Raw genomic sequence first — 26,324 nt, forward strand, 5'->3', positions numbered from 1 at the left:
CGTCAGCTCTTCAGCCGATACCCCGTCCTGAACATCCAGGTCACCGCCCCGAGGCAGAGCACCAGGAACAGGGCCGCCATGGCGAGGCAGATGCCGATGCTCACGTCAGCGCGGCCGAAGAAGGCCCAGCGGAATCCGCTGATCAGGTAGACGACGGGGTTGAGGTGACTGACGGCCCGCCAGAACGGCGGCAACACGTCGATCGAGTAGAAACTGCCGCCGAGGAAGGTCAGCGGCGTCACGATCAGCAGCGGCACCAGCTGCAGCTTCTCGAAGCCGTCGGCCCAGAGGCCGATGACGAAGCCGAACAGGCTGAACGTCAGGGCCGTGAGCAGCAGGAAGAAGATCATCCAGACCGGATGCGCGATGTGCAGCGGCACGAACACGGCCGCCGTGGCCAGGATGATCAGGCCGATCAGGATCGACTTCGTCGCCGCCGCGCCGACATAACCGGCGACGATGTCGAAGGGCGAGACGGGCGCCGAAAGCAGCTCGTAGATCGTGCCGGAGAACCGCGGGAAGTAGATGCCGAAAGAGGCGTTGGCGATGCTCTGCGTCAGAAGCGAGAGCATCATCAGCCCCGGCACGATGAAGGCGCCGTAGGGGACGCCGTCGACCTCCTGCACGCGCGCGCCGATGGCCGCGCCGAACACCACGAAGTAGAGCGAGGTCGAGACCACCGGTGCGACGATGCTTTGCAGCGCCGTGCGCCAGAAGCGCGTCATCTCGAAGCCGTAGATGGCGCGGATCGCGGGGGCGTTCATGCCTGTTCCCTCACCAGATCCACGAAGATTTCTTCGAGCGAACTCTGGCTGGTGTGGAGGTCCTGGAAGCGGATGCCGGCGGCAGCGAGATCCGTGAGGAGCCCGGTGATACCGGTGCGCCCACCCCTGGTGTCATAGGTATAGACCAGCTCGCTGCCGTTGCCGGCGAGGTTCAGGTCGTGGTCGGCGAGCAGCTCGGGAATCGTGTCAAGCTTGTCCTGCAGGTGCAGCGTGAGCTGTTTCTTGCCGAGCTTGCGCATCAGCTCGGCCTTTTCCTCCACCAGCACGATCTCGCCCTTGCGGATCACGCCGACCCGGTCGGCCATCTCCTCGGCCTCCTCGATGTAGTGAGTGGTGAGGATGACGGTGACGCCCGATTCGCGAAGCCGCCGCACCATCCGCCACATGTCCTGGCGCAGCTCGACGTCGACGCCCGCCGTCGGCTCGTCGAGGAAGAGGATTTTGGGCTCGTGGCTGAGCGCCTTGGCGATGAGCACCCGGCGCTTCATGCCGCCCGACAGCGTCATGATCTTGCTGTCGCGCTTGTCCCAGAGCGACAGCTCCTTGAGCACCCGCTCGATATGGCCCGGATCCTTGCGCAGGCCGAACAGGCCGCGGCTGAAGCTCACGGTGTTGAACACCGTCTCGAAGGCGTCGGTGGTGAGTTCCTGCGGCACGAGTCCGATCAGACGGCGTGCGGCACGGTAATCGGCGGCGATGTCGTACCCGTCGGCGACGATGGTGCCTGTGGTCGGCGTGACGATGCCGCAGACGATGTTGATCAGCGTCGACTTGCCCGCACCGTTGGGGCCGAGCAACGCAAAGATCTCGCCGCGCCGGATCTCGAGATTCACGTTCTTCAACGCGGCGAGGCCGGAGGCATAGGTCTTTGAAAGATCGGTGATCGTGATGATCGGCTGCATCGCGGCCTTTATGTGCAAAATCGACCCGCCATCGCGGGGAGGGCGGCTATAGCACGTCCCTCGGGACGCGGTCGGACCCGTGGGTGTCGCAGGACGGCACCGGGCGATGGCCTCCCGGTTCAGCTCTTGAAGATCGAGCCGGCTGCCTGACGTGCCGCCTCCTTCGCGGTCTTCGCCGCCTCCAGCCGATCGATCTCGGCGCGCAGTAGCGCGATGCGCTCGGCGAGGTCGCCGACGGACAATTCGTCGAGCTTCTGCCCGATCTCGTGGGTCGCGGGCCGGCGCGGCCGGGACTCGTCGTCGTGCATGCTTCGATCGGCGTCGCCGCCGCCCCTCGCCTTGCTCGCCGGGGGAATAGCGGGCGAGGGTACCTGCCGTCCAGCCGACCGACCGTCCTCGCCGTCTTTGCGAGCGCAGCACAGGCAAAAATTACAGGTCCTGTCGCTCGATACCCGCGAACGACAGGATGAAGTCTGCTCCGTAAGCCGTTGCCGGCGTTTGGAATCCTGGTTTGGCAATGCCTTCGGCAGCCCGACGCGCGATCTCCACTGCCGTCAGCGTGGTCAGCGTGTAGCCCTCTGGCGATCCCATCCGGCTGGCGACGCGGCGGCCGCTATCGTCCCATGCCTCGGCAACGAACAGGCATCGTGAACGGGCGCGCTCCTCAGGCGTCGGGCCGGGCGGCATGCGGCGCTCGATGCCGCGCTTGAGCAGGCGCTGGCTGAACCCCGCCGCCAGGATCCGCTTGAAGGGACGCGGCATCACCGCCGCGCGAGCGAGTGCAGGGGAGGCCTGGAAGAACACGTCGATGTCGGGAATCCTCGTCGAATACCACGCTGTCGCGACGTCGCCCCAGCCGAGCCCGATGGTGGGGCGCGGGCCGGAGCCGAAATCGGCGCTGGCGCGGGGCGTGTCGGCGATCTCGACGATGCGGCCGCCCCGGCGCACGCGGGTGCCGTAGGCGACGCCTTCCAGCATGGTCTTGGCCGTGCCGCGGCTGATTCCCTGGAAACCGCCGATCGAAATTCGCAGCCGCGTGGCGCCGGGGAGCCGCGCCGCGACATGGGCGGCGAGGCAATCGCTGGGCACGACGTCGAACCCTGCCCCCGGCAGAAGCATCACCCCGGCGGCTTCGGCCTCGCGGCCGCGCGCGGCGAGCGCCTCGATCACGTCGATCTCGCCGGTGATGTCGACGTAGTGTGTGCCCGTCGCGAGGCAGGCCTCGGCCATGGGCCGGGCGGTCGCCGAGAACGGGCCGGCGGCATGCAGCACCACCTTCATCCCGGCGAGGCCGTCCCGGACCACGGCCGACGCGTCGAGGCCGAAGGCGCGCCATTCGAGCCCCAGGCCTTCGGCGAGCGCTCGCAGCGTATCGACGTTCCGCCCGGCGAGGACGGGGCGCAGCCCGCGCGCGACCGCATGCTCAGCGCAGAGCCGGCCAGTGTAGCCGGTCGCGCCGTAGATCAGGAACGCGCTCACGGTCGCATATCTCCCAAACGAAAAAGCCGCCCGAAGGCGGCTTGGTCGATCATACGTGCGAAGTCGATCACGCCTGGAGGCGGGTCTTCACCTCACCGAGGCTCGACTTGACGAGGTCCTGGGCAGTCTGGCCCTGGAGACGCTCGCGCAGGATCGTTTCGGAGACCTTCACCGCGGCGTCGGCGGCAGCAGCGCGAACCTGCGCGGCGGCCTGGGCCTCGGCCTGAGCGATCTTCTGTTCGGCCGACCTGGTGCGGCGGGCGATGTAGTCCTCGAGGCGGACATGTCCCTCGGCGTCGATGCGCTTGGCCTCCTCGTGGGCGTCGGCGACGATGCGTTCGGCGTCCCTCTCGGCCTCGGTGCGGCGGCGCTTGTAGTCGGCGAGGACGGCGGCGGCCTCCTCACGCAGGCGCTTGGCCTCGTCGAGCTCGTGACGGACGCGCTTGGCGCGGCCGTCGAGGCCCTTGGTCATCATGCCGAAGCCGCCGACCTTCCAGACGATCCCGCCGAAGATCACGAAGGCGACGGCGACCCAGAATTCCGCGGTCATCAACATGCCGGTCACAAGTCCTTACGAAATACGCGCGTCTAGTTTTGTTGTGCCGCGCTCTCTGCCACCGAACCGGTATCTGCTTCGGCTGAGAGCGCTCTAGTGAACGGCGCCGAGGGCACGGTCGAGGCTGTCGCGATCCGGCGCGTGGCCGGTCAGGCGCTCGACGATGCTCGCGGCGGTCTCGCCGGCGATCTCGCGGACGTTGCCCATGGCGCGGGCGGTGCTCTCGCGGATCGTCGTCTCGGAGGCGGCGATCTTGGCGTTGAGCTCCGCTTCCTTGTCCTTGCGGCGCTTGTCGGATTCGGCGGCCAGCTTGGCGCGAGCCTCCTGGGCGATGCCCTGGGCCTTGCCCTGAGCGTCACGCAGAGAGGTTTCGTAGGCGACGCCGGCGGCATCGGCCTCGGATTTCATGCGCTGCGCCTCGTCGAGATCGGTGGCGAGGCGGCTGGAGCGCGCGTGCAGGATCGCCTCGATCCGGGGCAGGGCGATCTTGGCCATCAGGTAGTAGAGCAGGCCGAAGGAGATCGCGAGCCAGATCAGCTGCGCGAGAAAGGTATGGGTCTCGAAGGGCGGGAAGGCTGCGCCATGCGCGGGCTGCCCGGTGTGAGCCGTGCCGTGGCCGGCATCGTGCCCGCCTTGAGACGGGACGACCTTCACGTCGGAATTGGCAGGCGGGGTCGTGAGGGATTTGTGCTCGGCCATGGCCTCGTCCGGTGACGGAGTTTTGCGGCTCCGACAAGCGGAGCGCCTTCACGATCTGAGAAGAGAGCCGCCGTCCCCGGCCAGAAGCCCGGGACGGCACACTCACTAAGAATCAGACGGCGAAGAGCAGGAGCAGCGCGATCAGCAGCGAGAAGATGCCGAGTGCTTCCGTCAGTGCGAAGCCGAGCAGCAGGGTGGCGCGCTGGCCGTCGGCGGCGGAGGGGTTGCGAAGGGCGCCGGCAAGGAACTGACCAAACAGATTGCCGAGGCCGATGCCTGCGCCTGCCATACCGAGGCAAGCCAGACCGGCACCGATGTACTTCGCTGCGACGGGATCCATTATGAACTCCTGATTCCTTGATCTGGTGTGCGTTAGGGCGGGAAAAGCCGGCGTTAGTGGCCGGGGTGAAGAGCGTCGTTGAGGTAGATCGCCGTCAGCGTCGCGAAGACGTAGGCCTGAAGCGCCGCCACCAGGAATTCGAGTGCGGTCAGCGCGATCGTCAGGAAGAGCGGCAGCGGGAAGAGGAGACCCCAGGCGCCGGCCGAGAAGAGCCCGACGACGAAGAAGGCGAAGATCTTCATCGCGATGTGGCCGGCGAGCACGTTCGCGAAGAGACGCACCGAGAGGCTGATCGGACGCGAGATGAAGGAGATGATCTCGATCGGCACCAGCAGCGCGAGCAGCGGCTTCGGTACGCCCGACGGCACGAACAGACCGAAGAAGTGGGTGCCGTGCTTCATCACGCCGAAGACCACGACAACACCGATCACCAGGGCCGCGAGGCCGAAGGTCACGACGAGGTGGCTCGTCACCGCGAAGGCGTAGGGGATCATGCCGAAGAGGTTCAGGACCAGCACGAACATGAACAGCGAGAACACCAGCGGCATGAACCGCTTGCCCTCGTCGCCGGTAGCCTGATGCACGGTATCGGCGATGAACTCGTAGAAGATCTCGGCCAGCGACTGCATGCGGCCCGGAACGACCGAGCGCGAGGAAGTGGCCACGATGGTGATCAGCGTGATCACCGCGACGGCTGCGAACATGTACAGCGCCGACTGGGTGAAAGCGATCTGCTGGTTGCCGATATGACCGAACGGCACGAGCGAATGCAGCTCGAACTGATGGATCGGGTCCGGTCGCAACGCTACCTGGTGCGCCGGGTCGATGCTGCCCGCCATGCCTTGTTCCGCCCCTTATCCTTCGTGCCGACGTCCGCACCGGTCTGTGCGCGTGGCCATACACGATGCGCCCCGAGTCTCAAGACCCCCGGCGTCGTTTCGACGGAAAATGCCCTAACGCGGGTCTTTTCCGCCCGCCTGCCCGGTGAACCCGCTCAGGCGCATCACATTGTAGATGCCCGTGAGGAACCCGAGCAGGAGGAAGACCATCAGCCCCCACGGCGCGGTGCCGAGGAGCCGATCGAAGATCCATCCCAGAATCCCTCCGGCGATCACGCCCGCCACGAACTCGGTCGAGAGCCGCATGGCCCGTCCGAGAGCGGACCCGTCGGACCCACCGGAGCGAGGCGACGATGCAGGAGCGGCCGGGGGCCGCTTCCGATCGAGTTGCGTCCCGAGACGCTTCAGCCTCTCGGAGAGGTCGCCGTCGGAGCCGCCGGGAGTGTTCCCGCTCCCGTCCCCTGCTTCGTTGCCGCTCAAAGGCCACTCACATCGGTGGGAGCAAGGGGTACCGTTCGGTCACCCCTCGAACGGCGCGGACCATAGTTTCGCCCCCATGCCGAGTCAAGGCGGCCACGCTTTCCGCCAAGTCATTCCAGAATCTGAAGAATCGTCGATTTTTCGAACCGTCCCGGCCAGGGGTCCGCTCGCGCTCGGTCAGGCGCCGAGGATCGGCTTGATGACCTTCTCGATGTCCTCGATGGTCATGGCGCCGGAGAATTTCTGGCCGTTGATGAAGAAGGTCGGCGTCGACTCGACCTTCAGCACGTCGAGACCGCGGGTCTTCACGGCATTGATGGCGCTGTAGATCTTCTGGTCCTTGAGGCAGGCCTCGACCTTGTCCTTGGTGAAGCCGGCCTGACGCAGCAGCTTCTCGAGGGCGTCGATCGGCGATTCCGGCGGTTTCACGAAGGCCCAGGCCTCCTGCTGGTCGAAGAGCAGGTCCGTGATCGGAATGTATTTGTCATTACCTTCGCAGCGCGCCAGCATGAAGCCAGCCGTCGCACGGGGGTCGAGGGGGAACTCGCGCAGGGTGAAGCGCACCTTGCCGGTATCGATGTAGCGCTCCTTCAGAACCGGCCAGGTGACCTTGTGGAAGTGCGCGCAGTGCGAACAGGTCAGCGACGCGTATTCGATGATCGTGCACTTGGCGTCCGCCGGACCGAGCCAGACATCGCCGAGGGGACCGGCCTGCATCAGCGCCGCGGTGTCGGCCGACTGGGCCAGCGCCGAGAGCGACAGGCGGGGCAGGAGAGCGGCCGCGCCGACGGCGAGACCGGTGGCTTTCACGACGTCGCGACGGGTGATCATGGCGTTGGCAGGCTCCGCTGGGACGACACGCACTCTATAGGCGTGCGGTAGAACCGGGAACAGGCGAAGGCAAGCCGCCGGCAGGCTCGGAAAGGCCGAGCGCGGAACCGTGCGGCATCAGCGCCGGGGCGGCTCCGAGGCGATCACGGCGATGCCGAGGCGATCGAGGGCGTCGCGCAGGCCGTGCTCTTCGATCCGTGAGACCGCCAGCGCGATTTCGCCGCGCCGGGCCGAATCGATCGTGGGCGGTACCGTTCGGCGCCGGCCGGACTGGACGCGGCCTTGCTTCATCACGATGCGGCCGACGCAGGCCCATCCGTAATGTGCGTTGATGCGCTGTATCACCACCGGCACGAGATGCTGGAGTTCGAGCGCGAAGGCGCCTTCGACCCGCACCACAAGCGTACCGGATTCGGTGCGCCCATTGGCCTCGCCGCGCGGTCGACGCGGCCATTCGAGCTTCACCGGCTGGCAGGCGCGGCCAAGGCGCTCGCCGACGATCTCGGGCCACGCCGCGAGGATGTCGGTCGAGGCGAAACCCTGCGCGGCGAAGGCCGGGCCGATGCAGGCCTCGATCAGATCGGCGAGCGGTTTGACGCGGGCCATGGTCTGTGGGTGCCCATCGCTGAAGCGGCGCGAAACGCGCCGTACGCCGAGGATAGCGCAAGCGGAGCCGCGCGTCGCGATGATTGCGCTACGGGTCGAGGAATGGAATGAAACCACCAAAAATCATGCGCTTGCCGTCGAAGGGCATACCGTCCGGGTCGGGCTTCATGCGCGGGTCGGCCATCACCTTGGCGTTGACTGCGTCGCGGCTCGCCCGCGATTCATAGAGGATCCAGGAGAACGCCACGACCTCGTCGTCCTTGAGCTGAACGGCGCGGGGGAAGGAGGTCAACTCGCCATGGGGCACGTCGTCGCCGATGCACTCGACGAAGCCGGTGGCACCGTATTCCATCCAGACGTCGCGCGCCTTGCGGGCCAGCTCCTTGTAGGCGTCGAGCTTGGCCTTCGGCACCGGCACGACGAACCCGTCGACATAGGGCATGCGAACCTCCTCGTTGGGGCGATCGAACCATCGCAGGACGATCGAGCCCGCCGGCTTCCGACACCGGCCGCGATCTTCTTCATCAGGCCTCGTTGCCGGCTTTGCCGCGACCCGCGCTGCCGATAAGACGCTTGCCATGCCCGCGCCCGCCAACACCTCTCGCGCGCCTGTCCAGCCCAGAGCCCTCGATCTCCTCGTCTGGTACGATCGCCACCGCCGGGTACTGCCGTGGCGGGCGCTGCCGGGCGAGACGCCGGATCCCTACCGGATCTGGCTGTCCGAGGTGATGCTGCAGCAGACCACCATCGCCGCGGTCAAACCGTACTTCGCCAAGTTTCTCGGGCTGTTTCCGGACGTTACGGCGCTCGCCGCCGCCCCGGAGGAAAGCGTGATGGCCGCCTGGGCGGGCCTCGGCTACTACTCCCGCGCCCGCAACCTCCACGCCTGCGCCAAGGCGGTGGCCGCTGCGGGTGCCTTTCCGGACACGGAGGAGAGCCTGCGAAAACTCCCGGGGATCGGCGCCTACACGGCCGGCGCCATCGCCGCGATCGCCTTCGACCAGCAGGCCGCGGCCGTGGACGGCAATGTCGAGCGAGTGGTGACCCGGCTGTTCGCGGTCGAGACGGCGATCCCCGCCGCGCGCCCCGAGATCCGGTCCCTGACGCAGGCCCTCGTCCCGGCGGACAGGCCGGGCGACTTCGCACAGGCCCTGATGGATCTCGGATCGACGATCTGCACGCCGAAGCGCCCGGCGTGTGCGCTGTGTCCGTGGATGGCGCCCTGCCGGGCGCGCGGCCTCGGTTTGCAGGAGACGTTTCCACGCAAGATCAAGGCGGTGAAGGGCACGCTGCGGCGGGGGGCGGCCTTCGTGGCGATCCGCGCCGGCGACGAGGCGATCCTGCTGCGGACCCGCCCGCCCGAGGGGCTGCTCGGTTCGATGGCCGAGCCGCCGATGAGTCCCTGGGAGCCGGATTACGACCCGGCCCGCGCGCTGCTCGATGCGCCGCTCGACGCCCGCTGGAAACGCCTGCCGGGGCTGGTGCGCCATGGCTTCACGCATTTCCCGCTCGAACTGACGGTGTTCGCCGCCCGCGTCTCGCTGGGCACCGCGCCGCCGCCCGGCATGCGCTTCACGCCCCGGCGCGATCTCGACGAAGAGCCGCTGCCCGGCGTGATCAAGAAGGTGATCGCCCACGCCTTCGATCCGAAGCCGGATCCGAAGGCCAAGGGACCGAGGGTCGATCCAGTGCCGGTATTGGCCCCCGCGCCGCTCTTCGCCGAGCCCGAACCGCAGCCGGCCGGACCGCACAGAACCTTTCGCCCGGTGCCGAAGCCGGCACCGCGCGTCGTCGTGGCCCCGCCGGCGGATGTGATCGACAGAGAGTTCGAAAGCCCCGCCGAGACCGAACCGCCCCCGGCCGCGAAGCGCAAGCGCGGAAGACTTCGGACGCGTCCGCGCTGATCGACCCCGCGGTCAGCGAGGGCGGAGCAATCCTTCAGGCAGCCGAGCCCATCGCGGCGCGCATCTTGGCACGGAAGGTGTCGATGAGCACTGGCTTGCCGCCGCGCGTGGCGTGCCAGAAATCCCAGCCGTTGCAGGAGGGGAGGCCCTGGACGAGGGCGCCGATCTTGTGGATCGACCCCGCCACCGGCCCGGCCATCAGGGTGCCGTCGGGACGCACGATCGCCGTGTGACGGCCGCGCGCGTCGCTCAGCATCTCGCCCGGGCGGATATGCCCGGCCTCGATCACGCTCAGGAAGGCCACGCGCGGCTCGGCGCGCTTGGTCGGCGCGACGAGAAGGGCGGCGGTGGAGAGCGGCTCGACCGCATCGATCCGCTTCCGCGCAGCGTCCGCATAGACGGGATCGCGCTCGCAGCCGATGAACCGGCGGCCGAGGCGCTTGGCGACAGCGCCGGTAGTGCCGGTGCCGAAGAACGGATCGAGGATCACGTCGCCGGGATTGGTCGCCGAAAGCAGCGTGCGGGCGAGCAGCGCCTCGGGCTTCTGGGTCGGGTGGACCTTCAGCCCGTCGGCGCCCTTGAGACGCTCGTCGCCGGTGCAGAGCGGGATGAACCAGTCCGAGCGCATCTGGACGTCGTCGTTGCCGCCCTTCAGCCCCTCGTAATGGAAGGTGTAGCCCTTCGACTCGGCCGAGCGGGAGGCCCAGATCAGGGTCTCGTGGGCGTTGGTGAACCGCTTGCCGCGAAAGTTCGGCATCGGGTTGGCCTTGCGCCAGACGATGTCGTTAAGGATCCAGAAACCGAGATCCTGGAGCGCGCTGCCGACCCGGAAGATGTTGTGGTACGAACCGATCACCCAAAGGGTCGCGTTCGGCTTCATCACGCGGCGCGCAGCGGTGAGCCAGGCGCGGGTGAAGGTGTCGTAGGCCTCGAAGGTCGCGAACTTGTCCCAGTCGTCGTCGACGGCGTCGACGAAGCTGTGATCTGGACGCAGAAGCCCCCCTTCTCCGAGTTGGAGATTGTAGGGCGGATCCGCGAAGACGCAGTCGACGCTCGACGGCGGCAGCGCGTTCATGGAGGCGATGCAGTCGCCGACCAGGATCTCGTCGAGAGGGAAAGTGGTGGGAAGACGCTGGACGGAGGGCGAGAGACCCATCCGCGGCGCCGACGCTGCCCGCCCGGAACGCGAGACTTGAACCCGGGCGGTGGCGCCGGCGACCGCGGTACGCGGGGAAGCCATGGCAAACACCGGTTACGCGACTGACCACCGGACAATGGCCCAGCTAGGGTAAAGGCCGGGTTCCTCGAAAATTTGTCGGCGCGTCTCAGTTTGGGGCTGCAGTTTTTGCCGGGTGCCCGGCTGCGCGGTCTCCACCTCACCTCCATGGTCTCCTGCGACCGGCGAGCCCCGCGCTCGCTGCAACCGTAAGGCTGGCGCCGCGCATGCACCGCAGTAATGGATCGATATCCCAAATGCTCGATAAGCGACTTGCGAATGCTTCCAGGCCAAGATGAGCGATGCCACCGCAGCGCAGAGGCACAACAACCCAATTCTTCGCGATGCTTCGCCGCTGACCTCAGAAGTCTAAACTGTCGAATAGCCTGATATCGACGTTTTTTGCGCCGCACCATCGGTGTCGTAATTTGGCCGCCTTCCGCATCATTTTCCGCGGCGTTCGCAACAACAAGGGAAAGCGATCGCACATGAAGGTTGTCATCCGAAACGCCGTGGCCCTCTTCGGCCTCGTGCTCGCCGCGCTCACGCTGGCTGCACCTGCCGAAGCCCGGGCCGGGCATGCCGGTTTTCACGCTCGCGGACATCACGTCCATTCCATCCGTCACGCGCATTTCAGCCACCGCATCCGCTCGGCCCATTCCGGTCGTTTCGCCCTTCGTTTCGCCAACCGCGTCCGCCATGTCCGCCACGCGTCGGGCGGCAATGCCTCCTGGTACGGCCCCGGCTTCCAGGGCCGGAAGACCGCCAGCGGCGAGCGCTTCAATTCGGGCGGCCTCACCGCCGCGCATCGCAGCCTTCCCTTCGGCACCCGCGTCCGGGTGACCAACAACGCCACCGGCCGCTCGGTCGTCGTGCGCATCAACGACCGCGGACCGTTCGTGGGCGGCCGCCAGATCGATCTGGCCGCGGGTGCGGCCCGCGCCATCGGCATGAGCGGCACCAGCTACGTCTCGATGGCGGTGGTGCGCTGAACTTCGGCGACTGACGCGTTCACGACCACCGTCGGCAGGCGCGACTGCGCGCCGCCGCCGGTGCGGCGGACGGCCCTCGAAGGCATCGGCCGAACGGGCCATCATCGCAGACTCCCACCGGCCGGCGTTGTCGAGACGCTGGCCGGTTCCCATTTGCGGGGCTTGCAACGCACAGGGAGACGACCGCGCGATGGCCAAGCCGCTGGTGATGGAGATCCCCCACGAACTCGGGCGCGACGAGGCCAAGCGCCGGCTCGAGGAGGGAACCGAGAAGGGCAAGGCCCTCCTGCAGAAGAGCGGCATCACCGTCGAGACCATGACCTGGACCGGTGATCGCCTGGATTTCGCGGTGTCGAGCTTCGGCCAGAAGATGGGCGGGCAGGTCGACGTGAACCCCGACAGCGTCCGCGTCGAAGTCCGGCTGCCGTTACTGCTCTCGTTCTTCGCCGAGAAGCTGCAGAAGATGGTCGGCAACGAAGGTACCAAGCTCCTCACGAAGAAGTAGACAGCCGGAACCGACGCGCTGCCGCGTCCGTTTGGGCTGAACCCGAAGGCGCCTTCTGGCGCCTCGTCCCGCGCTTCTGGAGTCCCGATGTCGAATCCTGGTCCGATCCCGGAGACCCCGACCCCGCAGCCGCCACCGGACACCCCCTACGATCCGCCGCAGGCACCGCCGCCCGGTCCGTCCCCGGAGATCCCCGGCGGATCGCCGGCCGAAGCGCCGACCGAGAGCCCTGTCGAGGTGCCGCTGCCGCCGCCCTCGGAGCCGACCCCGACCGGCCCGGCGAATCCCACCGCCTGAACCGCTCTGGCGTCACGGCCCTGCGCCGGGTTAAGCCCCGGCCATGGCCGCTCCCCCGCTTCTCACTCTCAAAGACGTCGCGCTGACCTTCGGCGGTACGCCGCTGATCGAGTCCGCCGAGCTTGCGATCTCACCGGGCGAGCGCGCCTGCCTCGTCGGGCGCAACGGCTCGGGCAAGTCGACGCTGATGAAGATCGCGGCCGGGCTCGTCGAGCCGGACCGCGGCGAACGCTTCCTGCAGCCGGGCACGACCCTGCGCTATCTGGCGCAGGAACCCGATCTCTCCGGCTTCGACACGGTGCTCGCCTTCGTCGAGGCCGGTCTCGCCCCCGGCGACGACCCGTACCGCGCCCGCTACCTCGTCGAGAGCCTCGGGCTCACCGGCGAAGAGGACCCGTCCCAACTCTCGGGCGGGGAGGCGCGCCGCGCGGCGCTGGCCCAGGCGCTGGCGCCCGAGCCCGACATCCTGCTGCTCGACGAGCCCACCAACCATCTCGACCTGCCGGTGATCGAGTGGCTCGAAGGCGAACTCGGCCGCACGCGCGCAGCCCTCGTGCTCATCAGCCACGACCGGCGCTTCCTCTCCGGCTTGACGCGCGCCACGGTCTGGCTCGACCGCGGCGTGACGCGGCGGATCGATCAGGGCTTTTCGGCCTTCGAGGCCTGGCGCGACGCGTTCTTCGAGGAGGAGGAGCGCGATCGGCACAAGCTCGAGCGCAAGATCGCCGACGAGGAGCATTGGCTGCGCTACGGCGTCACCGCCCGGCGCAAGCGCAACGTCCGCCGCCTCGGCAACCTGCATTCCCTGCGCAAGGAGCGCCGCGACGAGCGCCGGCCGGTCGGCACCGCGACCATGACCTCCATGGAAGCCGAAGCCTCGGGCACGCTGGTGGTCGAGGCCAAGGGCATCTCCAAAGGCTACGGCGAGCGCACCATCGTCGACAACCTCTCGATCCGGGTGACCCGCGGCGATCGCCTCGGCATCGTCGGGGCCAACGGCGCCGGCAAGACCACGCTGGTCAACCTGCTGACCGGCAAGCTCGCGCCGGATTCCGGTGTCGCGCGGCTCGGCACCAACCTGTCGATGATGCTCCTCGATCAGGCCCGCGCCGTGCTCGAACCGACGATGACCGTGACCGACGTCCTCACGGGCGGGCGCGGCGACAGCATCATGGTCGGCGGCCGCAGCCGCCACGTGATCGGCTATCTCAAGGACTTCCTGTTTGCCCCCGAGCAGGCCCGCACGCCGGTCTCGGTGCTGTCCGGCGGCGAGCGCAACCGGCTGCTGATCGCCCGCGCCCTGGCCCAGCCCTCGAACCTTCTGGTGCTGGACGAGCCCACCAACGACCTCGACCTGGAGACCCTCGACCTGCTCCAGGAAATGCTCGACGACTATGCCGGTACGCTGATCCTGGTGAGCCACGACCGCGACTTCCTCGACCGCGTCGTCGGCAGCGTCCTCGTCTCCGAAGGGGAGGGCCGCTGGACCGAGTATGCCGGCGGCTACAGCGACATGCTCACCCAGCGGGGCAAGGGCGTCGACGCCCGGACGGTGGCGACGCGCGGCGGAGCCCGCGAACGCACGGAGCCCCGGGGCGAACCCGCAGGCGAATCGTCCCGCAAGAAGATGGGCTTCAAGGAGCAGCACGAGCTCAAGACGCTGCCCGTGCGTATGCGCGAACTCGAGACCGGCATCGCCCGCCTCAAGACCGTACTCGACGATCCCGACCTCTACGCCAGCGATTTCGCCCGATTCGAAAAGGCATCGTCGATGCTCTCGGCGGCGCAGACCGAACTCAGCGCTGCCGAAGACCGCTGGCTCGCCCTGGAGTTGTTGCGCGAGTCGCAGGCCTCCTGAGCCGGACTTCGCACCGGCAGCGGCAAGTGAGGCTGGAGTCGAACCCCGCCTTCGACTCGTGACGGGGCAGGCAGCGTCTTGGCGACAGCTCCGGACGTCAGCTTCCGTCGACGGCGCACGACAACATCATTGCTCGAAACCGCGCGCCGGCAGCGAGATTTGTTTTCCAGCGGGAACAAAGCGTTGCGGGCGGGCAACAGCTCTTGCGGAAGCCGATCTGCGACGGCTCCGGGACGCCGAAGTCGATTGCCCGTACGGTCACGCTCGCTCATGGTGTCCCGGCGGCAGAGAAAAAAGCCTCGCCGATGGATTGGCCGATACCTCTGCGGGGACGACCAAACCAATAAAGGGAAAAGGACGAAGGATCGCGGCATCCCGCTGGGGGAATGCCGCGGACCGAAACAAGTCCGCTCCCAAGGGTCTCGAAACTTCGGAGGTTTCCACAATGAAGCTCATCAAGAGCCTTCTCCTGGGATCGGCAGCGGGGCTGACCGCGGTCGCAGGGGCACAGGCAGCCGATCTTCCGGTCAAGAAGGCCGCACCGATCGAATACGTCCGCGTCTGCGGCGCCTACGGCGCAGGCTTCTTCTACATCCCCGGCACCGACACCTGCATGCGCGTCTCAGGCCGCGCGCGGTTCGAGACCGGCTACATCAACAGCAACAGCCGTAACCTGTCCGGTGGCGGCGACCTTTCCGGCTTCACCGGCCTGATGCGCCTCAACGTCGATGCACGCACGCAGACCAGCTACGGCACGCTGCGCGCCTTCATCCGTCTCGATGCCGCCAGCCGCACCGGCAACACCAAGATTTCCTCGGGCACGATCGTGCGCGGCGCCCAGGCCTTCTCCGGCACCGGCCAGGACACCCTGGGTCGCGTCGAGAACTTCATCAACGTCGACAAGGCCTTCGTGCAGTTCGCCGGCCTGACCGCCGGCCGCGCCTCGTCGTTCTTCGACTTCTACGCCCACGACTACGAGATCATCGGCTCGTCGCTCGGCTCCGATCTGGCCTCCACGAACCTGCTCGCCTACACCAAGACCTTCGAGGGCGGCTTCTCGGCCACGATCTCGATGGAAGACCCGACCTTCCGCAAGAACCCGCTCTACTCCGACTCGGTCACCGCCGCTGCCGCCGCTGCGGGAACGGCCGGTGTGAACAACGTGTTCACCACCGCCCCGACGCCGATCATCATCACCTCGGCCGCGAACGGCAACGCCACCTCGGTAGCCTTCGTCGATGCCGTGCAGCGCTCGCGCCTGCCCGACTTCGTCGGCTCGCTGCGCTACGACGCTCCCTGGGGTTCGGCTCAGCTCTCGGCCGCCGTCAAGGACGTGAACACCGGCGGCTTCATCTCCGGTTCCGCGATCGGCGCCGTGACCGCGCCGAACGCCGTCGCCGCCCTCCTCGCGGCACGCGGCGTCACCTCCGGCTCTCAGACGGAGTACGGTTGGGCGGTCCAGGGCGGCCTGAAGTTCAACCTGCCCTTCATCGCTCCGGGCGACGGCCTCTACCTTCAGGGTGCCTACGGCGAGGGTGCCTCGTTCTACACCGGCATCAACCGCTTCACCGCCGGCTACCTCAGCAACGCCGCCGTCTTCACCGGCAACCCGTTCAACCAGTACCTCTCCGACGCCATCGTGAACCCGGTCACGGGCAAGCTCGAACTGTCGAAGAGCTTCACGGTCGTCGCCTCGTACCTGCACTACTGGTCGCCGGAATGGCGCTCGGCCTTCTACGGCAGCTACGGCCAGATGAACTTCAGCGAGAGCGCCCGCGCCGGCGTCGGCCTCGCCAACGCCCTCGTCGGCGCCGGTACGGCGATCTCGCCGCCGTCGCCGGTCACCAACGCCGTCGGCTATGCCCTCAGCCCGGCCATCCGCGACACCGACCAGATCGTCACCGGCGCAAGCCTGATCTGGTCGCCCGTCAAGGACCTCGATATCGGCGTCGAGGGCCAGTACATCCGCACCAGCCTGGCGAACGGCCGCACCACCAATGCCGACAAGACCACCACGGTCGGCGGCCTGCCGCTCTATGCCAAGAGCAGCGAAGACACCTACCAGGCCCGCTTCCGCGTGCAGCGCGACTTCTAGTTCGCGCACACGACTTCGAGCCCACACCTCCGAGCCCCGACCTTCACCGGTCGGGGTTTTTTTGTGCCGTCGTGCCTACGCAGGGGGCATGGCCCCCGCGGCAGCCTTCATGATGCCGTGAAGCGGGCGGACACTGTGTGGATCATCCTCGCCGTCCCCGGCGCGACGGCGATCGAGGGTTCCCGAGGCCCGTGACGTCCCAAATTTCTTCATCCTCCCTCCGGCGCCGTGTCGGATGGCTCGCCGGTCTGCCGGTGCTCGCGCTGCTCTGGGCGGGGACGACGGGCGTGACCGCGCCGATCGTCGCCGACGCGCTGCGGGCCGAGAGCACGCCGATCGTGCGCGACACCGGCCTGGGCGAGCCGGAGCCCTGGCTCCGCATCGAGGCGGAGGGCCGCGACCTGCTCGCTCTCGGAGAAGCGCCGGATTCGGCCGCCCGCGACGCGACGCTGACGCGCCTCTCCGCCATTCCCGGCCTGCGCCGACTCAGCGACCGCACCGGCCTAATCGGATCCGCGTCTCCCTTCGTCTGGACCGCGACCCGCGTATCCGCCGACCGCATCGAGATCGGCGGCAACCGCCCGGCCGAGATCGGCGCTGCGGCGCTCGCGGCACGCCTCTCCCCCGCGCTGCCGCCCGATGCGACCCTGCGTGACCGGGCGAGGGCGGCCCGCGGCGGCCCGGCCGGCTTCGCGCTGGCCGCCGCCTATCTCGTCGAACGTCTCGGCGGCTTCGCCCCCGGTGCCGTCGCGACCCTGAGCGACACGACCCTCTCCATCAACGGCGAAGCCCTGGACTCAGCCGCCTACGAGGCGGCACGCAGCACACCCCCGGAAGGCTTCGCCCTCGGCTCCCTCGCTGTCCTGCCACCGCGGGTGGACGATTTCCGCTTCGTCGTGGAGCGGCGTCCGGACGGAGGCCTGACGCTCGGCGGCAACATCGTCTCGGAAGCGGCTCGGGCGGAGACCCTCAAGCTGGCAGGAATCGTTGTGGCTAATGCCGCAACGGGCGCCGGCGAGCCTGCCACCGTCGCGGACGCGCTGCGCACGGCGCGCGGGCTCGACGACACCGTCGATCCGGCCGCGCTGGCCGGCGCCGCGCTCCGGCTCGCGGGCCTGATCCGCGAGGGCACCGTCCGATTCGAGCGCGGCAGCCTGTCGGTCTCGGGCACGGCGTTGGACGAGGAGGCAGTCGGCGAGGCGGAAGCCGCCTTGCGCGACGGCCGCCCCGCCGGCGTGTCTGCGGGCTCGGTTTCGCTCGGCGTGCGTCCGGTATCGCCCTACGCGATCCGCATCCGCCGGGAGAGCGGCACCGTGACGGTGACGGGGTATCTGCCCGATCGCGCCGCCCGTGAGGCGCTGAACGCCGCCCTGCGACCGCGATTCCTCCGCGAAGCGATCGTCGACCGGTCGCGCATTTCTTCCGGTGCGCCGCCCCAGCTCGTAGCCGCGCTGACTGCCACCATCGGGCCGCTCTCGGCATTGGCGAGCGGCGAAGTCTCCACGACCGACCGGACGATGCAGTTGTCTGGCGAGAGCCTCTATGCCGAGAGTGCCCGCCGCGCCGGCGAGGACCTGCGCCGTGCGATGCCACCGGCCTGGGAATCCACGGTCTCGATCACCACCCGCGACGCAGCGCCGGCCTACGACACACCGACCTGCGCCCGGTTGTTTTCGGAAAAACTCGCCGGACACACGCTGCGCTTCGCGCCGGGCAGCAGCGAGCTGAGGCCGAACTTCTATCCCGTGCTCGACGCCCTCGCCGACCTCGCCAAGGCCTGCCGGGCCGAGCGCGTCGAGGTGACCGGCCATCTCGATCCGCCGGGCGCGCCGGTGCCGAAACCGGCGATCCTGCCGGAGGCCAAAGCGGAAAAAGACAAGGCCGACAAGGCGAAGGCGGACAAGGCTCAGAAGCCGGGCAAGGCGGCGGATAAGAAGCCGGGATCGGCCCCTACGGAGAAGACGCCCGCAGAGACCGAGGCGGCCCCGGACCTCGCCACAGCGCGGGCCGCGGCGATCGTCGACTATCTCCTGAAGGCGGGCGTCGCGTCCGACCGGGCGCTCGCGGCGCCGGGAAGCGCGCCGCTCAGCGACCGCCAGGGCATCGGACTGGCGCTGCGCTCATGATGATCCTCGTCTCCGGACTGTGGCCCGGCCTCGCGGGGGCCCTGCTGCTCGGCGCCTGCATCGGCGCAATCATGGGCCTGCCGCGCGAGCGCTTCGGGTTCATTTCAGCCGGCATCTCATTCGCGATGCTGGCGATTCTCGCCGGGATCGCCCTGCTTCAAACCGTACCGGGACTGGCCGGCCTCTGGGTCGAGACCGCGTCGCTGATGCTCGGCGCCTACCTACTCGGCTGCCTCGTCGGCGGCGCCGGACAAATGGTGGCGAAGCGGGGCTGACGCCCTGCGATCCGCAGGCCAGCCCTCCTGCAAGGCGGGGCGAACCCGTCGTCATGTCCGCTCGAGCACCCAATCCACCGCCTGGCGAAGGTCGGCGAGGGTCGCGGTCGGCGCTGGTCCGATCCGCGTCTCGTCGCCCTCTCGATACTTGCCGGTCCGGACCAGGATGCCGGCCATTCCTGCCTCCATGGCACCCTGAACGTCCGACTCGGCGTCATCGCCGATCATCACGGTCTCGCCGGCCGGCGTGCCGAGATGCGAGACGGCCGCCTCGTAGAAGGCGGCCGAGGGCTTGCCGATGAGCAGGGCCTCGCGGCGGGTCGCATATTCGAGCGCCGCCACGAACGGCCCGGCATCGAGGCTCAAGGCACCGGTTCCGTCCCGGAAGGTCCGGTTGCGCGCCAGCGCTATGAAGGCGGCCCCACCGTCGATCAGCCGAAACGCGGCGTTGAGCGCATCGAACGTGAAGGCACGGCCGGCATCGCCGACGACGACGGCGTCCGGCGGGTTCCCGGAGGGATCCTCGAAATCCTCGAGCAGGTTCGGATGCATCAGGAAGTGGGGTGACAGACCGCGCTCTTGCAGCAGCCGGCGCGCGGCGGTTGCCGGGGTGAAGACGTGCTCGTCCGATGCTTCGATCCCGAGGCCCCGGAGCTTTTCCCGCAGCACCCGCAGCGGCTCGGAGGTGGTGTTGGTGACGAAGCGAAGGGGGAGGTCGGCCGCTCGCAGATCCGCGATGGCGGCCACCGCATCGCCGATCGCCGCGCCGCCGCTGAACACCACGCCGCTCAGGTCGAGCAGAACGCCGCTTATCCGAGCCATCGGCGCCAGTCCTTCTGTGGCTGACCCAGCTAGAAGCGAACAACGTGCCGGGACGCCGGGCAGTTCGGAAGGGTCAATCTCGCGCCTGCAGCGACGATCGACGTCCGGCCGGATGTCGCCCTGAGCGGTCCTACCAGCGGTTCAGGCCGCCCCCGGTCACGCCTGCCTCGACTGCGATCGAAAGGCGATCGGTGACGGCCCATTCGACACCGACGCGCGCATCCGGCTGGATGGCAATTCCGTCGCGCGAAAAGGACTGCGACGTGGATGTCGCCCCGAGGCGCAGCTGGTCGTGCACGGCCCAAGCGCCCAGCTTTCCATAGACCAGCACGTCTGGCGTCAGGAGCGCCCCGGCCTTCACCTGCAGCGCACCGGCAAAGTCCCGCGAATAGGCGAGGCGCCCGAAACCAGGTACGGCGCTGCCGCCCATGGCGGACAGGTAGTCGAAGCCGCCGACGACGCCGTAGACGAACCGGCCCTCCTGCCACATCCGGCCGCCCTCGAACCCGACGGTCGGGCCGCCATAGCTGCCGAACCGCTTCGAGGATGAGAACGCGTATCCCGTCGATACGCCGGCATAGGATGCTGCCCAGCGGGTCTCGTCGGCCTGAGGCACATCCGGCCACGCGAAGGACGGAAGCGAGGTGAAGCCGAGGAACGGCGCGATACCCTGCGCGGCTGCGAGGTCTGCCCAGAGCAGGCCGCCGCCGAGGGTCAGGCAGGCCGCAAACCGGCGTAGCGAGCGAGAATCGACTCTGGCGATCATGCGGGTACGATAAGCCAAGCTTTTTGGCGGAGACAGGCCGCCAGGAGCGGCCCTCCGCACACGCGCTCTACTGTGCGGTCGGTGTCGCCTCCGCGCTCGCGCCGGTCTTCGCCCCACGGGCGAAATCCTGCTCGATCAGCAGCGCGTTTTTGCCATCCGCCTTAACGCCGAGGCGGTTGCGGTAGACCTGCAGGTTCTCCATCACGCGCTGCACGTAGTTGCGCGTCTCGGTGAAGGGGATGCGCTCGACCCAGTCGATCGGGTCGATGCCCGGCTTGCGCGGGTCGCCGTAGGCATCGATCCACTTCTTCACGTTGCCGCCGCCGGCATTGTAGGAGGCGAAAGCGAGGATGTAGGAGCCGCGCCAATCCTCCATCAGCTCGCCGAGATGGGCCTGGCCGAGCCGCGCGCAATAGGCCGGATCGCTGGTGAGGCGGCCCTGCTCGTAGGCGGTGCTGACGCGCTTGGCCGTGCGGGAGGCGGTGGCCGGCATCATCTGCATCAGGCCGCGCGCGCCGACGCCGGACTGGGCACGCGGATCGAACTGGCTCTCCTGCCGGGCGATGGCGAAGACCATGGCCCGTTCCACCTGGGGCACCGCCACGAACGCTTCGTAATCGGGGATGCCGATGGTCGGATAGGCGTGGGTGTCGAGGGCCAGGCCGCGTTGCGTGGCGAGCTTGCCGATGGCGACGAGGGCCCGGGCGTCCCGCGCCTGCAGAGCGACGTCGCCGAGGGCGTTGACCTCGGCCTCGCTGGTCAGGAGCTTCGCCGCGTCGATGTAGAGCGGCAGCGCCAGATCCTTCATCACCGCGGCCGAGAGCAGCTTCAGCGCGCGCACGAACAGCCGATCGTCGAAGGCCTTGCGGGCATCGCCGTCGAGATCGGCGGCACGGCGCAGGTCGAAGGTCGACTGCCCGAGCCGGGCGCGGGCGAGCTGGCCGTAATAGGCGATCGGCTGACCGGCGGCGCGCTCGTAGAAGGCCCTGGCCTCGCTCGCATTGCCGAGCTGGTCGGCGGCGCGGCCCTGCCAGTAGGCGGCACGCGCGACCGAGATCGGCGTCTCCGCGATCTCCGCGGCCTTGGCGAAATGCGCCTGCGCGCCCTTGGCGTCTCCGGAGAAGCGCAGCGCGATCCAGCCGGCATGGAACTCGGCCTCGATGCGCTTCTCGGTGGTGCGGGCGCTGTGGCCGCTGGTGATCGCGTAGGCGGTCTTCGCGTCGCCCTGGTCGATCAGCTTGCGGGCGACGATGCGCCGCTCGACCCACCACTCGTCGCCGTCGACCAGAACATCGGGATTGGTCGGCGCCGCAGCCAGAATTTTTGCGGCTTCCTCGAATTTTTCGGCGCGGCGGTAATACTGGGCGCGCGACAGCATGAACGAAGAGTCGTTGCGCAGGCTCGGCGGCACGGCGTTGAGCGCCGAGGGGGCTCCGGAGCCCTTGGCCTCCACCACGCGGCGCGCCCGTACGAGACTGGCATAGGAGCCGCCGGCATAGCCAGCCGCGCGGCCCGCCATCTCCCAGTCTTCCTTCAGGAGCGCCCGCTCCATGCGGGTGCGGTGGTCGATGGTGCCGAGGATACCGGGCATCGCGTCCATCACCCGCGCCTCGAAGGCACGCCCGAAACTCTCGGTGCGCCACAGGTCGCGCACGAGGTCGGCGGCGTCCGCATCGAGCCCGTCTGCCTTGAAGGCGAGGGCCAAAGCGAGCTTGCCGGGCGCCGTCTCGGGCTTGGCGGTGGCGAAATAAGCGCGGACCTGGGCCGGATCCTTCTTCTCGGCGAGCAACCGCTCCTCGGCACGGCGGCGCACCAGCGGTCCCGCCGGCCATCCGGCATTGTCGCGCAGGAAGGCGGTGATGCGGCGCAGGTCCACGCCCGTACCGGCGCGGATCGCGACCCATTCGCAGAGCGCGCGGGCCGCCGGATCCTTGAAGCCGTCGCGCAGGCGATCTCCGTCGGCGAACTTGCCCCTGCGGTAGAGGTCGATCGCCTGGCGGAGCTGGGCGAGGTCGGTGTCGCCGGCAAACAGCGCGCGGGCCGGGTCCGGGACCTCGGGCACGGGGGCGGCCGGGGAGGCGACGGCATCGGGGAGCGGGAAGGCGACCGGGGTGTCCGTGTCGGTCGAGGCGTAGGACGAGGCGGCTGCCGGCAGCGGTGCGTCGGACGAGGCCTCGCCCTTGGACGCCTCGCTTTTCGAGGGCTCGGTCTTCAGGGCGTCGGCGGCGACGGGATCGGAGGGGGTGGTGTCCTTGAGCCGGGCGGATGAGACGTCGGCATCGCTTGCCGGCAGGGCCGCCGTCGTGGCGGGTCCGGTCGCGTCGACCGCGCTGACCGGGCCGGCGACAGCGACGCCGCCGAGCAGAAGCGCCGCGAGAAGGCGAGGTCGATTGTAGACCGCCATGGTTCACCCCGAGTCGGGAGGCCAAACGTCAAGCTGGCCCCGCGTCCGTTAAGAAGGCATTAACTGCGTCTGCGAAGGGTTTGCGCGGCAGCAATCGAACGCCTATGTCTGCCCGCCCCGATTTGCGGGCATCGCCGCACGGCGGCGGCAGAGCGGCATTTCACGAGACGGCTGGGACCAGCAGGATGACCGACACCCGTTCGCGCCTGAGAGGCTCGATGACCGCGCTGGTGACGCCGTTCCGCGACGGCGCCTTCGACGAGGCCGCGTTCCGAAAGTTCGTTGACTGGCAGATCGACCAGGGGACCCACGTGCTGGTGCCGACCGGCACCACCGGCGAGAGCCCGACACTGAGCCACGACGAGCACGACAAGGTCGTCGAGATCTGCGTGGAGCAGGCGGCGGGACGCGTGCCCGTCATCGCCGGTGCCGGCTCGAATGCCACCGCCGAGGCCGTGAAGCGCGCCCGCCATGCAGAGGCCGTCGGCGCAGACGCGGTGCTGACCGTGACGCCCTATTACAACAAGCCGACGCAGGCGGGCATGTACGCTCACTTCAAGGCCGTGAACGACGCCATCGGCATCCCGATCATCATCTACAACATCCCCGGCCGGTCCATCGTCGACATGAACGTCGACACGATGGCGCGCCTGTTCGAACTGAAGAATATCGCCGGCGTGAAGGATGCCACCGCCAAGATCGACCGCGTCAGCCTCCAGCGCCATGCCATGGGCGAGAGCTTCATCCAGCTTTCAGGCGAAGATGCGACGGCCCTCGCCTACAACGCCCATGGCGGCCATGGCTGCATCTCGGTGGCCTCCAACGTCGCACCGCGGCTCAGCGCCGACCTGCAGGAGGCGACGCTGGCCGGCGACTACGCCAAGGCGCTCCGGATCCAGGACCAGCTGACGCCGCTTCACGCCGCGCTCTTCTACGAGTCGAATCCGGTGCCGACGAAATATGCGCTCAGCCGCCTCGGCCTGATGTCGGACGAGGTGCGCCTGCCGATGGTGCCGCCCACCGAGGGCTGCAGGCAGGCCGTCGACGCGGCTCTGCGCTTCGCGGGGCTGATCGCGGACTGAGACCAATGGCCGAAAGCTGCGACCGGCCATCGGCAAGCGCGACTGCGCGTCGCTGCGCGTGCGGCGGACGGCCCTGAAGGCGTGAGCCGTAAGGGTCACTGACATGAGACGGCAAGGCTCGCCGGACGGGCCATTCGACCCCATATCCGGCAGCTTGGCCCAGACACGATTGCATCCCGAAGAACATGGCTCCGAAGACCGATCCCAACCGCAAGGTCGTCGCGGACAACCGCTCGGCGCGTTACCACTATGCGATCGAGGACGTGATCGAGGCCGGCATCGCGCTGTCGGGCACCGAGGTGAAGAGCCTGCGTAACGGCAAGGCGACGATCGGCGAGTCCTATGCCGGGCCGTCGGGCAACGACCTGATGCTGTTCAACTGCAACATTCCAGAATATCTCGAAGCCAACCGCTTCAACCACCAGCCCAAGCGTCCGCGCCGCCTGCTGCTGCACCGCCGCCAGATCGACAAGCTCATCGGCGCCACCCAGCGCCAGGGCATGACCGTGGTGCCGCTGAAGATCTACTTCAACGAGGACGGCCGCGCGAAGGTCGAGCTCGGTCTCGGCAAGGGCAAGCAGCTCCACGACAAGCGCGAGACGACCAAGCAACGCGACTGGCAGCGCGACAAGGCGCGGTTGATGCGGGACAAGGGGTAACGCGGCGCGTTCGGCAAAACGGATTTTCGGGACGAACGTCCCGCCTGTCCCATGCCGTCCCGCGGGCACGATTGCCCTCCGAACGGCTCCGCTTGGTCACGGGCGTTCGAAAATCATTGACGGCGTGACGCTTCTCTGATATTATTCCTATAGATGGGCATATATTAATTGCCGCTCATGGGATGAACGTAGGCAACCGGGGGCTGCGACGGTCGCCGGATCCGCGACACGAGCACGAAGTCGCCGTCTCCACCATCGCTTGCACCGGCAGCCCCCACGCATCATCTCGTGTGCTCGATTCCGTCGGAGGCGCGCGTGACCCAGGATTATTCCACCCTGCCACCCGATCTGCCGGCACCCGTCGATGACGGCGCCGCCGATCATCTGAGGGGCAAGAGGCTTCCGGACGTGGCGCTGACCGCAACCGACGGGCGGACCGTCTCGCTCGCGCGGCTCCCGGGGCGCACCGTGGTCTTCGCCTATCCGCGCACCGGCGAGCCGGGTCAGCCGAACCTCGTCGCGGACTGGGATGCGATTCCCGGCGCGCGGGGCTGCACGCCGCAGGCCTGCGACTTTCGCGATCGGCATGCAGAGCTGATCAAACGCGGCGTCGCGCAGGTCCATGGGCTGTCGACGCAGTCGAGCGACTACCAGCGCGAAGCCGCCGAGCGGCTGCACCTGCCCTACACGCTGCTGTCGGACAGACACCGCACCCTGGCGCTGGGCGCGCGGCTGCCGACCTTCGAGGCCGGCGGCACGGTGCTGCTGAAGCGGCTCACGCTGGTCATCGACGACGGCGTCGTGACCAAGGTGTTCTACCCGGTGTTTCCACCGGACCGCAGCGCCGAGCAGGTCATCGCCTGGCTCGATGGGGCGGCGTGAAACCGGTTCCGACCGTTCGCCCCGGATCCCATTTCGTCATTGCGAGCGCAGCGAAGCGATCCAGGGCCGGGATCGCAATGGTGGTGCGTTGGCCCTGGATTGCTTCGGCTTCGCCTCGCAATGACGGTTGAAGACTCGGCTTACGGCAGATGCAGATGATCCCGCGATCAGATCATTCGCACATCACTTCAAGCCTCGGCGGCGTCCTCGGGATCGCCCGGCTGGCGGATGCCGTAGCGGCTCTCCAGGGCCGGGCTGGCGGCACGCGAGCCGCCGCGCTCGGCGAATTCGCGGCGGCCGTTGTCGCCAGCGGGGCGGGCCGGGCGATCGCCGGGGTCGCGGCCGACGCGGGCGATGAGCTGCGTGAGGTCGACGAACTCGTCGCATTGCCGACGCAGGTCGTCTGCGATCATCGCGGGCTGGGTCTGGATCGTCGAGACGACCGTCACGCGAACCCCGCGGCGCTGCATGGCTTCCACTAGAGAGCGGAAATCGCCATCGCCGGAGAACAGATACATCTGGTCGATATGCGGCGCGAGCTCGAGCGCGTCGATCGCGAGCTCGATGTCCATGTTGCCCTTGATCTTGCGGCGGCCGGCGGAATCCGTGAATTCCTTCACCGGCTTGGTGACGACGCGGTAGCCGTTGTAGTCGAGCCAGTCGATAAGCGGACGGATCGACGAGTATTCCTGGTCTTCGATCATGGCCGTATAGTAGAAGGCCCTGATGAGATTGTCGCGACCCTGAAATTCCTTCAAAAGCCGCTTGTAGTCGATGTCGAATCCGAGCGCCTTGGTCGTCGCGTAGAGATTGGCGCCATCGATGAAGAGCGCACTGCGCTGCTGTGCAGACATGAAAAATCCGTTGAACTGGAAAGGCAATGGCCCGGCTGGCTCCAGCCGGGTGACGAATGGGTCTTGACGA

Annotated in this window: 27 protein-coding genes and 1 pseudogene; 11 read left to right on the forward strand and 17 right to left on the reverse strand. The window is 68.2% G+C overall.

Annotated elements, in window-relative coordinates:
- Window positions 1-2 precede the first annotated feature (2 nt).
- The 12 genes from MHA02_RS02880 to MHA02_RS02935 form a co-directional block, all read right to left on the reverse strand.
- Window positions 3-764: an ABC transporter permease gene (locus MHA02_RS02880; protein WP_147076458.1), complete on the reverse strand. Its 762-nt coding sequence runs from the start codon at window positions 762-764 to the stop codon at window positions 3-5.
- Complete coding sequence (locus tag MHA02_RS02885) at window positions 761-1,687, reverse strand: ABC transporter ATP-binding protein (RefSeq protein ID WP_147076459.1); 927 nt, start codon at window positions 1,685-1,687, stop codon at window positions 761-763. Before MHA02_RS02885 ends, MHA02_RS02880 begins: the two co-directional genes overlap by 4 nt.
- Window positions 1,688-1,806: 119 nt before the next feature.
- Window positions 1,807-1,995 carry a DUF1192 domain-containing protein gene (locus tag MHA02_RS02890; RefSeq protein ID WP_147076460.1) on the reverse strand — a complete coding sequence of 63 codons (189 nt, stop codon included), beginning with the start codon at window positions 1,993-1,995 and terminating at the stop codon, window positions 1,807-1,809.
- Between the two features lie 121 nt (window positions 1,996-2,116).
- Entirely contained in the window at window positions 2,117-3,166 is a 1,050-nt protein-coding gene (locus MHA02_RS02895; protein ID WP_147076461.1) for a saccharopine dehydrogenase family protein, read from the reverse strand.
- A 67-nt stretch (window positions 3,167-3,233) separates the two neighbouring features.
- A complete protein-coding gene (locus MHA02_RS02900) occupies window positions 3,234-3,719 on the reverse strand; it encodes a F0F1 ATP synthase subunit B family protein (RefSeq protein WP_174804641.1) in 486 nt (161 codons plus the stop codon).
- 96 nt (window positions 3,720-3,815) lie between these two features.
- Entirely contained in the window at window positions 3,816-4,421 is a 606-nt protein-coding gene (locus MHA02_RS02905) for a F0F1 ATP synthase subunit B family protein (RefSeq protein WP_147076463.1), read from the reverse strand.
- A 112-nt stretch (window positions 4,422-4,533) separates the two neighbouring features.
- Complete coding sequence (locus MHA02_RS02910) at window positions 4,534-4,761, reverse strand: F0F1 ATP synthase subunit C (RefSeq protein ID WP_007566773.1); 228 nt, start codon at window positions 4,759-4,761, stop codon at window positions 4,534-4,536.
- Window positions 4,762-4,814: 53 nt separating this feature from the next.
- Window positions 4,815-5,600: a F0F1 ATP synthase subunit A gene (locus MHA02_RS02915; RefSeq protein ID WP_147076464.1), complete on the reverse strand. Its 786-nt coding sequence runs from the start codon at window positions 5,598-5,600 to the stop codon at window positions 4,815-4,817.
- Between the two features lie 114 nt (window positions 5,601-5,714).
- Window positions 5,715-5,906, reverse strand: a complete 192-nt coding sequence (locus MHA02_RS22935; protein ID WP_373318371.1) for an AtpZ/AtpI family protein — start codon at window positions 5,904-5,906, stop codon at window positions 5,715-5,717.
- A 351-nt stretch (window positions 5,907-6,257) separates the two neighbouring features.
- Window positions 6,258-6,911: a thioredoxin domain-containing protein gene (locus MHA02_RS02925; protein WP_147076466.1), complete on the reverse strand. Its 654-nt coding sequence runs from the start codon at window positions 6,909-6,911 to the stop codon at window positions 6,258-6,260.
- 117 nt (window positions 6,912-7,028) lie between these two features.
- Complete coding sequence (locus tag MHA02_RS02930; protein WP_147076467.1) at window positions 7,029-7,517, reverse strand: DUF721 domain-containing protein; 489 nt, start codon at window positions 7,515-7,517, stop codon at window positions 7,029-7,031.
- Window positions 7,518-7,605: 88 nt separating this feature from the next.
- Window positions 7,606-7,959, reverse strand: a complete 354-nt coding sequence (locus tag MHA02_RS02935; protein ID WP_147076468.1) for a DUF1428 domain-containing protein — start codon at window positions 7,957-7,959, stop codon at window positions 7,606-7,608.
- A 136-nt stretch (window positions 7,960-8,095) separates the two neighbouring features.
- On the opposite strand from MHA02_RS02935, the gene MHA02_RS02940 reads away from it, so the two are divergent.
- Window positions 8,096-9,421, forward strand: a complete 1,326-nt coding sequence (locus MHA02_RS02940; protein WP_147076469.1) for an A/G-specific adenine glycosylase — start codon at window positions 8,096-8,098, stop codon at window positions 9,419-9,421.
- A gap of 34 nt (window positions 9,422-9,455) precedes the next feature.
- On the opposite strand, the gene MHA02_RS02945 is transcribed toward MHA02_RS02940, so the two are convergent.
- Complete coding sequence (locus MHA02_RS02945; protein WP_147076470.1) at window positions 9,456-10,661, reverse strand: site-specific DNA-methyltransferase; 1,206 nt, start codon at window positions 10,659-10,661, stop codon at window positions 9,456-9,458.
- Between the two features lie 686 nt (window positions 10,662-11,347).
- On the opposite strand from MHA02_RS02945, the pseudogene MHA02_RS22940 reads away from it, so the two are divergent.
- The 7 genes and pseudogenes from MHA02_RS22940 to MHA02_RS02980 form a co-directional block, all read left to right on the forward strand.
- Window positions 11,348-11,629: pseudogene (locus MHA02_RS22940) on the forward strand (septal ring lytic transglycosylase RlpA family protein); the annotation flags it as partial.
- 190 nt (window positions 11,630-11,819) lie between these two features.
- The gene (locus MHA02_RS02955; protein WP_147076471.1) at window positions 11,820-12,134 is read left to right on the forward strand and encodes a polyhydroxyalkanoic acid system family protein; all 315 of its coding nucleotides are present in this window, start codon (window positions 11,820-11,822) and stop codon (window positions 12,132-12,134) included.
- 87 nt (window positions 12,135-12,221) lie between these two features.
- On the forward strand, window positions 12,222-12,431 hold the full coding sequence (locus tag MHA02_RS02960) for a hypothetical protein (protein WP_147076472.1): 210 nt from the start codon (window positions 12,222-12,224) through the stop codon (window positions 12,429-12,431).
- Between the two features lie 43 nt (window positions 12,432-12,474).
- Window positions 12,475-14,289, forward strand: a complete 1,815-nt coding sequence (locus MHA02_RS02965; RefSeq protein WP_147076473.1) for an ABC-F family ATP-binding cassette domain-containing protein — start codon at window positions 12,475-12,477, stop codon at window positions 14,287-14,289.
- A gap of 445 nt (window positions 14,290-14,734) precedes the next feature.
- On the forward strand, window positions 14,735-16,384 hold the full coding sequence (locus MHA02_RS02970) for a porin (protein ID WP_147076474.1): 1,650 nt from the start codon (window positions 14,735-14,737) through the stop codon (window positions 16,382-16,384).
- Between the two features lie 191 nt (window positions 16,385-16,575).
- On the forward strand, window positions 16,576-18,510 hold the full coding sequence (locus MHA02_RS02975; RefSeq protein WP_147076475.1) for an OmpA family protein: 1,935 nt from the start codon (window positions 16,576-16,578) through the stop codon (window positions 18,508-18,510).
- The gene (locus MHA02_RS02980; RefSeq protein ID WP_244612396.1) at window positions 18,510-18,785 is read left to right on the forward strand and encodes a hypothetical protein; all 276 of its coding nucleotides are present in this window, start codon (window positions 18,510-18,512) and stop codon (window positions 18,783-18,785) included. The genes MHA02_RS02975 and MHA02_RS02980 overlap by 1 nt, the downstream gene beginning before the upstream one ends.
- Window positions 18,786-18,836: 51 nt before the next feature.
- Here MHA02_RS02980 and MHA02_RS02985 read toward each other — a convergent pair whose 3' ends face one another.
- From MHA02_RS02985 to MHA02_RS02995, 3 genes are all read right to left on the reverse strand, one after another.
- Window positions 18,837-19,607, reverse strand: coding sequence for a TIGR01458 family HAD-type hydrolase (locus MHA02_RS02985; RefSeq protein ID WP_147076477.1), 771 nt, complete (start codon window positions 19,605-19,607; stop codon window positions 18,837-18,839).
- Between the two features lie 130 nt (window positions 19,608-19,737).
- Entirely contained in the window at window positions 19,738-20,373 is a 636-nt protein-coding gene (locus MHA02_RS02990) for an outer membrane protein (RefSeq protein WP_147076478.1), read from the reverse strand.
- 67 nt (window positions 20,374-20,440) lie between these two features.
- Window positions 20,441-22,777 carry a lytic transglycosylase domain-containing protein gene (locus tag MHA02_RS02995; protein ID WP_147076479.1) on the reverse strand — a complete coding sequence of 779 codons (2,337 nt, stop codon included), beginning with the start codon at window positions 22,775-22,777 and terminating at the stop codon, window positions 20,441-20,443.
- Window positions 22,778-22,962: 185 nt separating this feature from the next.
- Between MHA02_RS02995 and dapA the strand changes: the two genes are divergently transcribed.
- The 3 genes from dapA to MHA02_RS03010 all read left to right on the forward strand — a co-directional run bounded on the left by dapA (window position 22,963) and on the right by MHA02_RS03010 (window position 25,400).
- Window positions 22,963-23,859, forward strand: a complete 897-nt coding sequence (gene dapA / locus MHA02_RS03000) for a 4-hydroxy-tetrahydrodipicolinate synthase (protein ID WP_147076480.1) — start codon at window positions 22,963-22,965, stop codon at window positions 23,857-23,859.
- A gap of 185 nt (window positions 23,860-24,044) precedes the next feature.
- Window positions 24,045-24,518 carry an SsrA-binding protein SmpB gene (gene smpB / locus MHA02_RS03005; RefSeq protein ID WP_147076481.1) on the forward strand — a complete coding sequence of 158 codons (474 nt, stop codon included), beginning with the start codon at window positions 24,045-24,047 and terminating at the stop codon, window positions 24,516-24,518.
- 315 nt (window positions 24,519-24,833) lie between these two features.
- Window positions 24,834-25,400 (forward strand): peroxiredoxin, encoded by a 567-nt coding sequence (locus MHA02_RS03010; RefSeq protein ID WP_147076482.1) that lies wholly within the window; start codon window positions 24,834-24,836, stop codon window positions 25,398-25,400.
- A 188-nt stretch (window positions 25,401-25,588) separates the two neighbouring features.
- Here the strand turns inward: MHA02_RS03010 and MHA02_RS03015 are convergent, their stop codons facing one another.
- A complete protein-coding gene (locus tag MHA02_RS03015; RefSeq protein ID WP_147076483.1) occupies window positions 25,589-26,254 on the reverse strand; it encodes a LabA-like NYN domain-containing protein in 666 nt (221 codons plus the stop codon).
- Between the last annotated feature and the right edge of the window lie 70 nt (window positions 26,255-26,324).

This window comes from Methylobacterium haplocladii (genome assembly GCF_007992175.1).
GTDB lineage: Bacteria > Pseudomonadota > Alphaproteobacteria > Rhizobiales > Beijerinckiaceae > Methylobacterium > Methylobacterium haplocladii.

Bases quoted from the DNA above. Each gene is read 5' to 3' on its own strand.
- MHA02_RS02880 (WP_147076458.1), bottom strand. From the start codon at position 764: ATGAACGCCCCCGCGATCCGCGCCATCTACGGCTTCGAGATGACGCGC.
- MHA02_RS02970 (WP_147076474.1), top strand. From the start codon at position 14,735: ATGAAGCTCATCAAGAGCCTTCTCCTGGGATCGGCAGCGGGGCTGACC.
- MHA02_RS02910 (WP_007566773.1), bottom strand. From the start codon at position 4,761: ATGGATCCCGTCGCAGCGAAGTACATCGGTGCCGGTCTGGCTTGCCTC.
- MHA02_RS02995 (WP_147076479.1), bottom strand. From the start codon at position 22,777: ATGGCGGTCTACAATCGACCTCGCCTTCTCGCGGCGCTTCTGCTCGGC.
- dapA (WP_147076480.1), top strand. From the start codon at position 22,963: ATGACCGACACCCGTTCGCGCCTGAGAGGCTCGATGACCGCGCTGGTG.
- MHA02_RS02885 (WP_147076459.1), bottom strand. From the start codon at position 1,687: ATGCAGCCGATCATCACGATCACCGATCTTTCAAAGACCTATGCCTCC.
- MHA02_RS02980 (WP_244612396.1), top strand. From the start codon at position 18,510: ATGATCCTCGTCTCCGGACTGTGGCCCGGCCTCGCGGGGGCCCTGCTG.
- MHA02_RS02935 (WP_147076468.1), bottom strand. From the start codon at position 7,959: ATGCCCTATGTCGACGGGTTCGTCGTGCCGGTGCCGAAGGCCAAGCTC.
- MHA02_RS02990 (WP_147076478.1), bottom strand. From the start codon at position 20,373: ATGATCGCCAGAGTCGATTCTCGCTCGCTACGCCGGTTTGCGGCCTGC.
- MHA02_RS02925 (WP_147076466.1), bottom strand. From the start codon at position 6,911: ATGATCACCCGTCGCGACGTCGTGAAAGCCACCGGTCTCGCCGTCGGC.
- MHA02_RS02905 (WP_147076463.1), bottom strand. From the start codon at position 4,421: ATGGCCGAGCACAAATCCCTCACGACCCCGCCTGCCAATTCCGACGTG.
- MHA02_RS02960 (WP_147076472.1), top strand. From the start codon at position 12,222: ATGTCGAATCCTGGTCCGATCCCGGAGACCCCGACCCCGCAGCCGCCA.
- MHA02_RS02915 (WP_147076464.1), bottom strand. From the start codon at position 5,600: ATGGCGGGCAGCATCGACCCGGCGCACCAGGTAGCGTTGCGACCGGAC.
- MHA02_RS02890 (WP_147076460.1), bottom strand. From the start codon at position 1,995: ATGCACGACGACGAGTCCCGGCCGCGCCGGCCCGCGACCCACGAGATC.
- MHA02_RS02930 (WP_147076467.1), bottom strand. From the start codon at position 7,517: ATGGCCCGCGTCAAACCGCTCGCCGATCTGATCGAGGCCTGCATCGGC.
- MHA02_RS02955 (WP_147076471.1), top strand. From the start codon at position 11,820: ATGGCCAAGCCGCTGGTGATGGAGATCCCCCACGAACTCGGGCGCGAC.
- MHA02_RS02940 (WP_147076469.1), top strand. From the start codon at position 8,096: ATGCCCGCGCCCGCCAACACCTCTCGCGCGCCTGTCCAGCCCAGAGCC.
- MHA02_RS02965 (WP_147076473.1), top strand. From the start codon at position 12,475: ATGGCCGCTCCCCCGCTTCTCACTCTCAAAGACGTCGCGCTGACCTTC.
- MHA02_RS02985 (WP_147076477.1), bottom strand. From the start codon at position 19,607: ATGGCTCGGATAAGCGGCGTTCTGCTCGACCTGAGCGGCGTGGTGTTC.
- MHA02_RS22935 (WP_373318371.1), bottom strand. From the start codon at position 5,906: ATGCGGCTCTCGACCGAGTTCGTGGCGGGCGTGATCGCCGGAGGGATT.
- smpB (WP_147076481.1), top strand. From the start codon at position 24,045: ATGGCTCCGAAGACCGATCCCAACCGCAAGGTCGTCGCGGACAACCGC.
- MHA02_RS02945 (WP_147076470.1), bottom strand. From the start codon at position 10,661: ATGGCTTCCCCGCGTACCGCGGTCGCCGGCGCCACCGCCCGGGTTCAA.
- MHA02_RS03015 (WP_147076483.1), bottom strand. From the start codon at position 26,254: ATGTCTGCACAGCAGCGCAGTGCGCTCTTCATCGATGGCGCCAATCTC.